Annotated in this window: 12 protein-coding genes and 1 tRNA gene; 5 read left to right on the forward strand and 8 right to left on the reverse strand. The window is 39.4% G+C overall.

All coding sequences use genetic code 11. The features are described 5' to 3' along the window. Nucleotides 1-21 precede the first annotated feature (21 nt). The 3 genes from HCN_RS09435 to hemL are packed head-to-tail and all read right to left on the reverse strand — an operon-like array spanning nucleotide 22 to nucleotide 2308. Nucleotides 22-573: a hypothetical protein gene (locus HCN_RS09435; protein WP_232501864.1), complete on the reverse strand. Its 552-nt coding sequence runs from the start codon at nucleotides 571-573 to the stop codon at nucleotides 22-24. After that, the gene (locus tag HCN_RS09440) at nucleotides 542-1009 is read right to left on the reverse strand and encodes an AtpZ/AtpI family protein (protein WP_014667348.1); all 468 of its coding nucleotides are present in this window, start codon (nucleotides 1007-1009) and stop codon (nucleotides 542-544) included. Before HCN_RS09440 ends, HCN_RS09435 begins: the two co-directional genes overlap by 32 nt. A gap of 3 nt (nucleotides 1010-1012) precedes the next feature. After that, nucleotides 1013-2308, reverse strand: coding sequence for a glutamate-1-semialdehyde 2,1-aminomutase (hemL, locus tag HCN_RS09445; protein ID WP_002955864.1), 1296 nt, complete (start codon nucleotides 2306-2308; stop codon nucleotides 1013-1015). A 224-nt stretch (nucleotides 2309-2532) separates the two neighbouring features. Here hemL and HCN_RS09450 point away from each other — a divergent pair, with 224 nt between their 5' ends. Next, complete coding sequence (locus HCN_RS09450) at nucleotides 2533-3093, forward strand: YceI family protein (RefSeq protein WP_002955865.1); 561 nt, start codon at nucleotides 2533-2535, stop codon at nucleotides 3091-3093. A gap of 126 nt (nucleotides 3094-3219) precedes the next feature. On the opposite strand, the gene HCN_RS09455 is transcribed toward HCN_RS09450, so the two are convergent. Then, nucleotides 3220-3297 (reverse strand) — tRNA-Met (locus HCN_RS09455). A 200-nt stretch (nucleotides 3298-3497) separates the two neighbouring features. Further along, complete coding sequence (locus HCN_RS10780; protein WP_133246297.1) at nucleotides 3498-4145, reverse strand: hypothetical protein; 648 nt, start codon at nucleotides 4143-4145, stop codon at nucleotides 3498-3500. A gap of 84 nt (nucleotides 4146-4229) precedes the next feature. Between HCN_RS10780 and HCN_RS09465 the strand changes: the two genes are divergently transcribed. From HCN_RS09465 to HCN_RS12625, 4 genes are all read left to right on the forward strand, one after another. Further along, complete coding sequence (locus HCN_RS09465) at nucleotides 4230-5423, forward strand: aspartate aminotransferase family protein (RefSeq protein WP_014667350.1); 1194 nt, start codon at nucleotides 4230-4232, stop codon at nucleotides 5421-5423. 26 nt (nucleotides 5424-5449) lie between these two features. Continuing rightward, nucleotides 5450-6529 carry an SAM-dependent methyltransferase gene (locus tag HCN_RS09470; RefSeq protein WP_231998076.1) on the forward strand — a complete coding sequence of 360 codons (1080 nt, stop codon included), beginning with the start codon at nucleotides 5450-5452 and terminating at the stop codon, nucleotides 6527-6529. 100 nt (nucleotides 6530-6629) lie between these two features. After that, nucleotides 6630-7940, forward strand: coding sequence for a hybrid sensor histidine kinase/response regulator (locus HCN_RS11690; protein ID WP_014667352.1), 1311 nt, complete (start codon nucleotides 6630-6632; stop codon nucleotides 7938-7940). 262 nt (nucleotides 7941-8202) lie between these two features. Further along, on the forward strand, nucleotides 8203-8643 hold the full coding sequence (locus HCN_RS12625) for a methyl-accepting chemotaxis protein (protein ID WP_014666767.1): 441 nt from the start codon (nucleotides 8203-8205) through the stop codon (nucleotides 8641-8643). 256 nt (nucleotides 8644-8899) lie between these two features. Here the strand turns inward: HCN_RS12625 and HCN_RS09480 are convergent, their stop codons facing one another. Genes HCN_RS09480 through HCN_RS09490 form a run of 3 tightly spaced genes read right to left on the reverse strand, consistent with a single transcriptional unit; the run spans nucleotide 8900 to nucleotide 12787 of the window. Next, complete coding sequence (locus tag HCN_RS09480) at nucleotides 8900-10297, reverse strand: NFACT family protein (RefSeq protein WP_014667354.1); 1398 nt, start codon at nucleotides 10295-10297, stop codon at nucleotides 8900-8902. A gap of 3 nt (nucleotides 10298-10300) precedes the next feature. Then, nucleotides 10301-11851: an AAA family ATPase gene (locus HCN_RS09485; RefSeq protein ID WP_014667355.1), complete on the reverse strand. Its 1551-nt coding sequence runs from the start codon at nucleotides 11849-11851 to the stop codon at nucleotides 10301-10303. Between the two features lie 60 nt (nucleotides 11852-11911). Further along, nucleotides 11912-12787, reverse strand: a complete 876-nt coding sequence (locus HCN_RS09490) for an NAD(+)/NADH kinase (protein ID WP_014667356.1) — start codon at nucleotides 12785-12787, stop codon at nucleotides 11912-11914. Nucleotides 12788-12797 lie beyond the last annotated feature (10 nt).

Below are 12797 nucleotides of genomic sequence, written 5' to 3' on the forward strand. Positions count from 1 at the left end.
TAGCATTGTATAGAATCTAAACTACATTTTGGTATATTTATAGGCTTTTACCGCAAACATACCCAGCCCCACAAGCACCACAAATGCCACGCATAGCCCCACAAAAAACCATAGAAGAGAAAAGAATCTATAATGCAATAAAAACAAAATAAGCCCGGTAAAAATAATATATCCTAGCATTCTTAAAAGCGAAAAACTCATCTGTGTGCCAAGCACAAAGCGAGTAGAAAAGCTTGAATTTTCCTGCTTTTCTTGATTGTGAGATTTTTTAGTTTCTTCTGCAAGTTGCGAATCTTGCGTAAGACTTTGCTGCATATCTAAATCCTGCCGTGAATCTAAGGATATAGAATCTTGCTCCTGTGCTTTCACTCTTTTTAGCACCCCCGCAAACGATCCTCCCACAATAGACACAAAACCCAAAAATGCCACTTCAAAACTCAATAACGCCTCCATACCAAAAAGCAATGCCACAAGCCCACCAATCAACGCTACTCCCAACACTACCCCTGTAATGCCTAGCCCAAGCTTGCAGACATAATTTTTAGTAGTATTTGCCATTTTCATCTTCATCATCGTCATTTTGGGCTTTTTTTGAATCCTGTGGCTTATAGGCATAGCGTGGATTTTTAGCGAGTTCTTGTGCGTCTCTTTGCTGACGCTGATAGGCTTTGTAGATATTTAAAATCGCCGCTCCAATGCCCCAAGCTACACCAAGCCAAAAGCTCCATCTAGCCCCGCTTAGATATTCTAGCCCAATGCCTATGCCAATGCCTAAAGCCACTGCCACCACAATGGATATGCCCAAACTTAGCTCATTTGCACCGCTAACTACCGCACTTAAACGCGGTTTTTGCGATTCTTGTGTGGCTTTTTGTGTAGAATCTTGTATAGATTCTTGTGTGGATTCTAGGCTAGATACTTTTGAATCTTGTGAGTGTGAATCTAGCGTTGAGTGAGTTGCTTCAAGCTTAATAGAATCTAGATTCTGCTTTTTATCTATATTTTCCACTTTTTAGCCTTCAAAATGTATCTCTTTAAAGCTCTCTCTTGCCTTTTGTATCACTTCTTCAATCATCGCTTCATTCATCGCAGAGCAAATAAAACCTGTCTCAAACTGCGAGCAGGCAAAATATACACCCTTTTCTAGCATTTTTTGATGAAACTTCGCATATATCGCTACATCACTCTTTTTCGCATCATCAAAATTTTTTACCGCCCCTGCGTTAAAGAAAAAGCCAAACATACTGCCACGATAATCCACCTGCAATGGAATCTTATACTCCTGTGCGGCAGATTTTAAGCCCTGTGTCAAAGTTTTTGCTAAAGATTCTAGCTCATCATATAAATTTGGCTTTGATTTGATAAGTGAGAGTGTGGCTATCCCCGCACTTACGGCAATGGGATTCCCGCTTAAAGTCCCGGCTTGATACACGCCTCCAACGGGGGATAATATATCCATAATTTCAGCCCTCCCACCAAAAGCCGCCAAAGGCAACCCACCGCCTATCACCTTACCATAAGTAACCAAATCCGCTTCAATATCATAGATTCCCAATGCCCCATTCAACCTAGCCCTAAAGCCACTCATCACTTCATCTATGATTAAAAGGGCGTTATGCTCATCACATAACTTTCGCAATGCGTGGAGAAACTCCCTATCAGCAGGGACAAAGCCCATATTCCCAGCCAACGGCTCAATAATCACACACGCCACATTCTTACTTTGCTCAAAACACGCCTTCACAGAATCTATATCGTTATACCTTGCTACTAAAGTATGCTTTGAAATATCGCTTGGCACACCCGGTGAGCTAGGAGTCCCAAATGTCGCACAGCCACTGCCTGCAGAAACTAGTAAGCTATCGCTATGCCCGTGATAGCAACCCTCAAACTTGATAATATCATCTTTATTAGTAAATGCTCTAGCCAATCGCAACGCACTCATAGTAGCTTCCGTCCCCGAGCTTACAAGTCGCATTTTCTCCACACTATTCGTAAGTGAGATAATCTGCTTTACAAGTGTTGTTTCTTTCTCCGTTGGCGCACCAAAGCTAAGTCCATCTTTGAGGGCTAGAGTAAGGGCAGATTCTATAAACTCATCAGCGTGTCCAAATATCAGCGGTCCCCAGCTTTGCACAAAATCAATATAGGCATTATCATCTTCATCATAGATATATGCTCCCTTGCCCCTAGCGATAAATCGCGGTGTCCCGCCCACAGAGCCAAATGCCCTAACAGGCGAATTTACCCCACCGGGAATAACCTGCTTTGCTTCATTAAAGTCATTAATACTATGTAAAATCTCCATATTTGTCCTTTACTTGCAGAATTTTTGACATTATAACAAGATTCTGCTTACATTATTTGTGAGAGCCAATTTATGATACCCGCTATCAAACTGCTTTATAATTTTTATCGTTACTTCATTACTCACAATACTTGAAGTTTAAATAACATTAGAAGGCTATTTGCATTTTTAATGGAAAATAAATATCGCAAGTATTGCAATAAACTTTTTCAAAGGAGACAAAAATGAAAAAAATCATCATGGGAATAGCTCTCATAGGTAGCATAGCGTGTGCGGCAACTATTGATGCACAAAAGGCAGAAGTTCAATGGACAGCATTTAAAACACCAGCTAAAATAGGTGTAAAAGGTAAATTTGATGATGTGCAGTTTAAATTTGGCACACCAAACAAAACTCAAAGCCTAGAATCTCAACTCAATAACGCCACAGCGACTATTGATATTATGAAAGTCAATACCAATGACGCGGGTAGAGATGAGACTTTACGCAAAAACTTTTTTGATAATTTCAACAAAAAAGAGCCTATTAAAGTAACTTTCAAAGATGTAATTGAAGGCAAAGATAAAGGCACGATTTTGGCAAATGTGCGAATGAATGGCAAAAGTCAAAAAGTGCCGATGCAATATGAGATTGTAAGCAAAAAGCTCGTCGCAAAAGGTGTGCTTGATTTAAGTGAGTTTGGACTTGAAAATGCGCGTACAAGCTTGCAAAAAGCAGTGGCAGATTTACACGAGAATCTTACTTGGTCGCAGGTGGAAATCGCCCTTGAAGCCCCACTCAAATAATCTCTCAAATAAAACACCCCCAAAGGCTACTTAAAATAAGTAGCCTTAGATACACTTAGATTCCACAACAAAACTAGAAAACGAAAAAACATAGTTAGGCATTTTATGAATAGGCTAAAAAATGTATGGTGTCAAAGGGGGGACTTGAACCCCCGACCTCCGGCTTATGAGACCAGCACTCTAAACCAGCTGAGCTACTTTGACCTCTAAATCAAGAATCTATAAAGATTAAGAATCTAACAGAAAGCATTGAAGAAACAAAAGTCGCAATTCTAAGCAAAAAGCAACAATAAGTCAAGCACTTTCCCACAAAAGCTACTTCACACGCTATCACACTTTGCTACAATTCCTTTTTTTCACATAGCACCCGCACCCAACACAAAAACTACAAAATTTCTCATCTCTCACAGAAAATCATTTGGCACGGCCCCTAAAACGCGTGAAGTATATTGAGATTCTAGCACTTTATCATAGGCATTTTTATAGCGATTGATAAAATCATCAATATTCTTCTGCTCCACGCCAAAAGCCCTTTGTGCTTGAATCTTTTGATTATCAAGCCCATTTTGCTCCATATTTTTAGAATCTCTGCCTTGATAAAACTCTGTGAAGCGATACAGACTTTGAGCCATAAGCATTTTTTCCATCTCACTCATTCCTTCACTCGCCCATAAAAACGCCTTATATTCCTCATCACTCATTAACTCTAGCACCTTTAGCCCATAGGTAATGCGATTTTTATGCCCCTCTAAATCCTCCATTTTTGGGGCATTTGGCTCAATCTCGCTTGATTGCTTTACTTCTTGTGTGGTGCTTTCACCCACATTTTGCGTGTCAATTTTAGCAGCCGTGCTTTTTTGATGATACTCTTTTGTTTTTTCTTCTTTTAAAGATTTAGAATCTGTGGCATAAGATTCATTATTGCTGATACTAAAATTATCTTTATTCCTTACATAGCTCGTGTTTATGGGCATTTGAGAATGATTGAGATTCTGAATCTGCATTAAAGTCCTTTGGTATTCTGTGGCGTATTTCGCACAAAGCATTAGCAAAAATCGCTCCACATATCACAAAAAATTTAAACTCTTAATGTAAAATCAACACCTTTCATATCTTTAGTAAATGGGGGCAAGGTAATGGAATTTTCACATATACAAGGGCTTGACGAAGAATTTGTATTGCACACTTATTCGCGTTTTAAAGTCGCTTTCACACACGGAGAAAATGCGACACTCTATGACACGCAAAATAGAGATTATATTGACTTTGGCTCGGGCATTGGCGTAGTGAGTGTGGGACACAATAATCCAAAGCTCACTCAAGCCATCACCAAACAAGCTGCAAAGCTTTTGCACACTTCAAATCTCTACTATATTCAAAATCAAGCTGCCCTAGCTCACAATCTCATCACACTTTATCGTGATAACGCCCCTTTGCCTATGCGTGCGTTTTTTGCCAACTCCGGAGCAGAAGCAAATGAATGTGCTATAAAAATAGCTAGAAAATATGGCAAACAACGCAATGCCTATAAAATTATCACGCTAGATTCTAGCTTCCACGGACGCACAATCACTTCGCTCAAAGCCACCGCACAAGAGAAAATGCACGAGCATTTTGGTCCATTCCCTGATGGTTTTGTGTATGCAAAAGATGTGAGTGATATTTATAATCTTATAGATTCAAGCACCTGTGCAGTTTTACTAGAGCTTGTGCAGGGAGAGGGGGGTGTATGCCCCTTAGATAAGACCCAGATTCAAGCCCTTGCCTCGCATTTAAAGCAAAAGCAGATTCTCCTTATGATAGATGAAGTGCAGAGTGGAATCTACCGCTGCGGCGAGATTTTTGCCTCAAAAGTTTATGGCATTAGCCCTGAAGTTATCACAACGGCTAAGGGCTTAGGCGGAGGCGTGCCTATCGGTGCAGTTTTAACCACACTCACTGGTATTTTTGCCCCAAGCGATCACGGCTCAACTTTTGGGGGCAATGCTTTAAGCTGTGCGGCGGGGCTTTGTGTGCTTGAGATTCTAAGTCAAATGCACGAAAATGGGACATTGAAAGAGACTATCAGTTACTTTGATACCAAGCTAGATTCTCTTGTGGCGGCATTCCCGCAGATTTTTAGCCATAAAGTGGGTTTAGGGCTAATGTGTGGAATCCACACGCAAAATCCTAATTTACTCCCTAACATTGTAGAATCTGCCCTAAACCAAGGCGTTTTGGTGCTGAAATCGGGCAAGGGCGTTTTGCGTTTGCTCCCACCTTTAAGTATAAATAAAGATGAGATTGACTTAGGATTCTCTCGTTTAGAATCTGCCCTAAAAACCTTGTGAAAGCAATGCTCACTTTTAGCGAATTTATGTCCCAAAGCCTTTATGGAGAGAGCGGCTATTACGCAGATTCTAGCAGGGTAAGCAAAACAGGGGATTTCTACACTTCTGTGAGTGTGAGTAAGTTTTTTGGCGGCTCAATTGCCTCTTATATCCTTTCACTTTTAGAATCTAATGCCCTAAGTCTGCCCTTAAGGATTGTAGAAATCGGGGCGGATAAGGGCTATCTGCTAGGCGATATTGCCTTATTCCTTGATGCCTTGAGCGAAGTTTTGCCCCAATGTGAGTTCATTATCATTGAGCCACTCTCCACCTTAGCACAAACACAAAAGGCGTATTTGAGAGGCTTAAAGTTTTCTTGTGTTTTGGACTTTAAGATTGTTGAAAGCTTTGAAGCACTCTCGCAAAATAAAGATTCAAACCTTTTTATCATCAGCAATGAGCTTTTTGATAGCTTCCCTTGCGATGTGTTAGATTCAGGCAAAATGCTTTGTGTAAGCCAAGATTCTAAATGGTGTGGAATCTGGCAGAACCTAAATGCCAAAAATCTCTCCACCCTTTTACCGCGACAAAGCCTTGAGATTTTAGACAAACTCAAATGCAAGCCTTTGGAGTTTTGCGGTGTCCTGCCACAATGGCAGGATTTTATTTGCAATCTCTCACGCTTTGCTAAAGCCCATAAAAATAGCTATTTTGTGAGCTTTGACTATGGCAGGGAGAATCTTAGCCAAACGCAGAATCCTAACGCCAAATACTACAATCCGCTACATCATAACCCAAGATTCTATAAATCCCATCAAGTGCTAAGTTTAAAAGACTTTTTAGAGCAAGGTGGGGATTTTCACACACTTTATCAAAATGCGGATATAACCTACGATGTGGATTTTACACTGCTAGATTCCCTCCTGTGTGAGAATGGATTTCAAAAAATCTTTTGCGATACACAAGCAAAAGTGTTGATTGAAAAAATGCAGATTCTAGAATTATTACAGACTTTTTCACAACAATGCGGATATAATACTTATCTTAAAGAAATTCACAAGCTTAAAACGCTCTTGCATACGCTAGGAGAGCGGTTTTTAGGTATATGCTACACATTCTCTCAATAGTCTCTCAAAACACGCAAAAATATAAACAAAACTTAAACTTCAAAAAGATAGAATCCCGCCTTACAAAAATCTTACAAACAACAAACCTCAAGGAGACATTATGTTTCGTTCATTAAGTGGAAAGCTTACTATCGGGGCAGTAGCGATATTCTCTATCATCATTATTATCATCAGTGCCTTTAATTTTAATAAGACAAAAAATGATGTAACAGAAATCTATCAAGGTATTCAAGCACAAACACTAGAATCAGCCTATCATAGCATTATGATAACAATGGGCGATGAAGCACAGGAGCATTTAAGGGTATTAGCAAGAGATATTGTCAATACTGATAAAAATAATGTCGTGCAGCAAAGAATTATTCTTAATTCAGCTTCATCACTCATCAAATATCCCTTAATGTTTATCGTATATGAAGATGATGGAAAGGTGATTTTGCAGGATTATAATCAACACGGCACAATGTCCTTTTCATCAAATTGGGAAGATGTGGGCGGTATAGATTTACGCAAACGCCCTTGGTATGTAGAAACAAAGGCAAAACAAGCTGGGATCATCACACCTGTATATGTCAGTGAAGTAGGTAAGCACAAGGGAGAATCTTTTGCGACCGCTACAATGCCTCTCATCAAAAATGGCAAGTTTGTTGGCGTTGTGGGATTTGACATTGGTGTGAGTGATTTTCAGGCAAGATTTAGCTCCTTTAAGAATCCAGAATTGCCCTCAATGAGTGTGTTTTTAACAGATTCAAATGGAGCGATTTTCTCACACGAGGATATGGATTTTGTGAAAAGTGGCTTGTCAAAAGAAGTAGAGAATGCACTTAAAGATGCACTTACAAAAGATAAAAAAGGCTTTATTGATTATAACTTAACCTTGAGAAATGGGCAGGTGGTTGATGAGTTTGGATATTATAAGCAATTCCCATTTGGCTGGACTATCGTTTCTACCGCCGATAAAGCTGACTACACAGAAGCTATCAATAAAATTCTTGTAGAAACAATTATCTTAGCCACGATAATGATCGTGCTAGGAGCAGTGGCGATTTTCTTCCTTATTAGGGTTTTCACAAATCCTATCAATACGATTAAAGAGTCCTTGGTGGCATTCTTTAAATACCTTAACCACGAAACTAAAACTGCCCCACAAGCCTTGAAAATCAACACACACGATGAAATAGGCATTATGGCTCACGCCATTAACGAAAACATAGAAAAAACAAAGCTAGGCTTAGAATCCGACCAAGCCCTTGTGGCACAATCTCTTCAAGTCATAGACAAAGCAAAACAAGGTTATATTGATAGCCTTATAGAATCTAAAGGCAGTAATCCACAGCTTAATAATCTAAGAGATTCTGTAAATGAACTGCTTAAACTCTTAATGACAGGTGTGGGGAAAAGATTTAAATGAGATTAATCGTGTATTTGAATCTTATGTAAGCTTAGACTTCACCACAGAAGTAAATAATGCAAGTGGTAGAGTAGAAGTAGTTACAAATACTCTAGGAGAAGAGATTAGAAAAATGCTTCATACAAGCTCTAACTTTGCTCAAAATCTAAGTGAAGAGGCAAAAGCATTAGCAGAAGCAGTAAATAATCTTACAAATCTTACTAACTCTCAAGCAAGTAGCCTAGAACAAACAGCTCAAGCCGTAGAAGAGATTACTTCATCTATGCAAAATGTTAGTGGCAAGACAAGTGAAGTTATACAGCAAAGTGAAGATATTAAAAATGTTATAGGCATTATTAGAGATATAGCAGACCAAACAAATCTACTAGCTCTTAATGCTGCTATTGAAGCAGCTCGTGCTGGAGAACACGGAAGAGGATTTGCTGTTGTTGCTGATGAAGTGAGAAAACTAGCGGAGAGAACACAAAAATCTTTAGGTGAGATTGAAGCTAATACGAATCTCTTAGTGCAAAGTATTAATGATATGGGTGAATCTATAAGAGAACAAACAACAGGTGTAACTCAAATCAATGAAGCCATATCTCATTTAGAATCTGTAACACAAGAAAATGTAGAGATAGCTAACTCTAGTGCTGAAATAAGTCAAAGAGTAGATAGAGTAGCTAAAGATATATTAGATGATGTGAATAAGAAGAGGTTTTAGGATTTAGATTAGGTAAGTGGATTTTACATCTTAAGGGGTATTGAATACTCCTTTCTTTTTTAATCTCGCATTTTTGATTTATACACTCATTGACAGGAACTTGTTTGTAGCATATATTGGGGGGTGGGGAGGCATAAAATCTAATACTTTATTACAAAAACTACCCGCCAAAGTGTAAAAATGTAATTTTTCTTTAATTTACAAAAGAGCTACAAAAACCCTAGCGATAAATAAGGCTTTTACCTTATGCCTTGTCTCAAACAGATATTCTACCCACGACTTTGCATTCCGTGCTATCAGCTTTGCAAATAATGCTTGTATATTTGGCATAGGTTACCTGTGCGTTTTGGGAGAGCTTTACAAATCGCCTTTTTGTATAATCCACCACAAAGTCTCCGACACCCTTTCGTGCGATATATAGCCCTACGAGAATCTCCGCACTCTTATGTAGCACTTCATTTGGCGGGGTGTTTTTCCCACAATGGATAATCAAATGAGAGCTTGGCACATCTTTGATATGAAACCACAAATCTTCAGCCCTAGCCACTTCTAAAAGCCTTTGATTTTCCTTTGCGTTACGCCCCACACTGATTTTATACCCATCAATAAAAAAGCTCTCAAACTCCGCTTTTTCCGCCTTTTGCTTCGCCCCAGCATTTTTTAGCTTAGGATTCTTAGAAAACAGCTCAACTTCCCCAAATCGCTCCACAAACGCCATTTCATCGCATATAAAATTGATTTTATATTCTAAATTCTCTTGCTGCAAATGCAAATGTTTAGCCTTTTTATTAAGCTTTTTACTCTGTGTGTAATAAAAATTCCCCGCTTCTGTGAAATCCCGCACATTTTGTGGCAGCGGCACAAGCACATTTTTGCCATTGAAATCTTTTACTTCAACTTCTGCATTTTGGCATTTATAAGGTGGCAAGGTATGTAAATGTGTAAAAAGCAGTTCCCCATATTTCGCATACAACGCCGCAGATTCTATTAAGCTTTCATATTGTGGCAAATCTGCTAAAACCTGCTCTAGCTTTGCTTTTTTCGCTTTTAGGCTCATAATGGCATTGTGCTTTTTCTGCTCCTGCTTTGAAAGATAATGCTTTTGATAGGCTGCAATAAGCTCTTCTTGCGTCTCACTCTCGCTTAAAGATTCTATTTTCTCCCCCGCCCTTTGCGGCAGAGATTCTAACAATGCACCGACTTTCACTTCACGCCAAGACTTGCTTTGTGGGATATGCCGCAAAGCCTCAATCACAATGAGCTTTTCATCGCAAATAATCATATTAGTATGTTTGCCTGTAAATTCACACATTAGCCAAAAGCTCTGCTTTTTATATTTGCCTTTTTGGGTGAGTAAAAACTGCAAGATTCTATTCTCCCCATCAACACGCACCTTTTGAATCTCCGCATTTGTGGTGCATTGCGTGAGCTTGGTATCAAAAGGGGCGTTAAACTCACGCGTTTGCAAAATCTCTTTTGGAGCGATGAAAATATGACTTTGAGCCTTACTCATATCAAAATACAAACTCTGCCTTGCCCCGCTTGTATCCCTAAACACAAATAAAAAAAGATTAGAATCTTTGCGTTTAGCCACAGCAATGCTTTGCATCCCTTGCAAATACCGCTCCACACCTTTCAGCAATGCTAGATTCAAAACTTATTCCTTTAATGCTTTTAAATGCTTCCTAGCAAACTCCATTGCTTCATTTGTGATATTTGCTCCACTTATCATACGCGCAATTTCTTTTACCCTACCTTCAAAATCAAGCTTTGTAATCACACTAGAATCTTGAGCCTTTTCCACAAGGTAGTGCGTATCCGCAAGGGAGGGCATATGGGTTTGATGAGAAATCGCAAAGATTTGATAATCTTTTGAAAGCATTTTTAGAATCTTGGCCACCCCCTCGCTCTCTTCCCCGCTTAAATTCGCATCAATCTCATCAAGCACCAAAATCCCACTTCTGGGTGTAAGCTCGGTATCAATACACATTATCGCTAAACGCAAACGATTATACTCCCCAGAAGAGAGCACAGACACATCGGCATCGCCTAGTTTTAATATAAGCTCACAATTCCCACTTTTTTGCATTGCCACTTCTTGAAGCTTCAATACACTAGCCTTAAGCCGCAGTCTCTCACAAAGCTCTGTGATTTTAGTATTCAACGCTTCAAGGGACTTGGAGCGGTTATTAAATAGCTCCTTAGCCATATTTTCACAAGATTTACTTAAAATTGTAATTTGCTTTTCTAGCTCCTGCTTATTAAAATCTAAATTTTCATATTCTTTGAGTTTTTGCTTTTGCTCCTCCATATATGCCAATGATTCTTTTACCCCGCCAAATCGGCGGTTTAGCTCGGCATAAGCAGCAATTTTATCAAGCATAGATTCAGGATTTAGCCCCTCTATCTCGCTTAAACGCTCTTCTTGTGTCTCAATAATGGCTTCAAACTCACTTAGCCCTTCAAGCAAGGTGGGGCATTTCTCATCAATAAGGCTTAAAAACTCTTCAAAATGCTGTGTCGCATTTAACGCTTCTCGCACCTTATACATCTGCTCTTTAATCCGCTCTTGTTTGGATAGCATTTTTTTTAGGGCTAAAAGCTCTTCATACTCGCCCTCTTTTGGCTGGAGTGATTGTATTTTTTGTATTTCAAAAGTGGCAAATTCCTTGAGTGTGGCGATATTTGCCTCCTTAGATTCTAGCTCTTTGAGCTGTTTTTGAGCCTCTTGCAGTGCTAAAAAATCTCTCTCATAGTTTGTAAGCAACTCTAAATGTGCCTTATGCGTTTTAGCAATAAAATGATCTAAAATCCTTAAAAGATTTTGCGGGCTTAGCTCATCGCCACTTTTGGTGCTGATATGTTTAGCAAAGCCGCAAACAAGCTCATTAAGGCGTTTTTTTGAGCTTGAAGTGTGATTAAGAAAGTAGCGTGTTTTATCCTTTTTTACAATGCTTAGCACAATCTCATTTTCTAAATCATTAGGAATGCCATAATTATCCCAATCAAGTGCAATGTGCGATACATCAATATTTGCCTCTATCAAGTCCGCATTGCTCTCTTTAATCCCAAAAATAGCAGTCAAAGATTCCATAAAGACAGACTTTCCGCTACCACTTGCCCCACTAAAGACATTAAAGCCCCCTTGCAGATATAGCTCTACATCTTTAAACGCAGGGGAGTTGTGGATTAAGATTCTACTCATCATTCTATTTCCTTTTGTGTGCTTGGGCTAAGAATCTAACACTCTTTTGATGATCTTGCTAAATTAATGCTCCTGCCCCCAGCTAAACTTTTCTTTCAAAACGCTAAAGTAATCCCTATTTGGCGGATAAATTAGCATAGCACTTTGGGGCAAAGCACGAATCTGCACCTTGTAATGTGGCAAAATATCTAGCATTTCTTGCCCATCAATAATCAGCTTTGCTCTCTGCTTGACATAAAATTCTAACACAAATTCATCACTTAACACCAAAGGGCGTTGCGTTAAGGAATGCGGAGCTATGGGAGTAAGCAGAATATTGCGACAATATGGATAGATGACAGAACCTCCCGCACTGATATTATACGCCGTAGAGCCTGTGGGTGTGCCGATAATCAAGCCATCACAACGATAGGAGTTAAAATACATCTCATCAATATGTGCGTCAATCTGCACCATACCGCTTAACTCGTGCTTGTTAATAAGAAACTCATTAATCGCTAGAATGCTGTGCAGTGGCGTTGTAGAATCTTTGCTTTCAAACACAAGGGCTTGCAACACAAGATGAGATTCTAAAGCGTAGCTGCCATTTTGCAAATGCGGGATAAATGCTTGTAATTGATCTGGCATAAAAGCGGTTAAAAAGCCTAGCCGTCCTGTATTTATCCCCATACAAGGCAGATTATAAGCAAAAGCTCGTCTTAGCATTGAAATGAGCGTCCCATCGCCCCCAAGACTCATAAAGCCATCGCATTGCGAGGCGATTTTGGCAAAATCTCGCCCTAAAAGCTCTATCATTCCTCCGCTTATGCTTTCAAGCATTACTTCAATGCCTGAATCTTCAAGCATTTCACGCGTTTGTAAAAATACGCCTTTAAGCTCGGGGCTACTTGGTCGTAGCACAATGCCGACTTTGCGTATGGGCTTATTTTGCGTATCCATTACACTTCCT

This window comes from Helicobacter cinaedi PAGU611 (genome assembly GCF_000284635.1).
GTDB classification, from domain to species: domain Bacteria; phylum Campylobacterota; class Campylobacteria; order Campylobacterales; family Helicobacteraceae; genus Helicobacter_C; species Helicobacter_C cinaedi.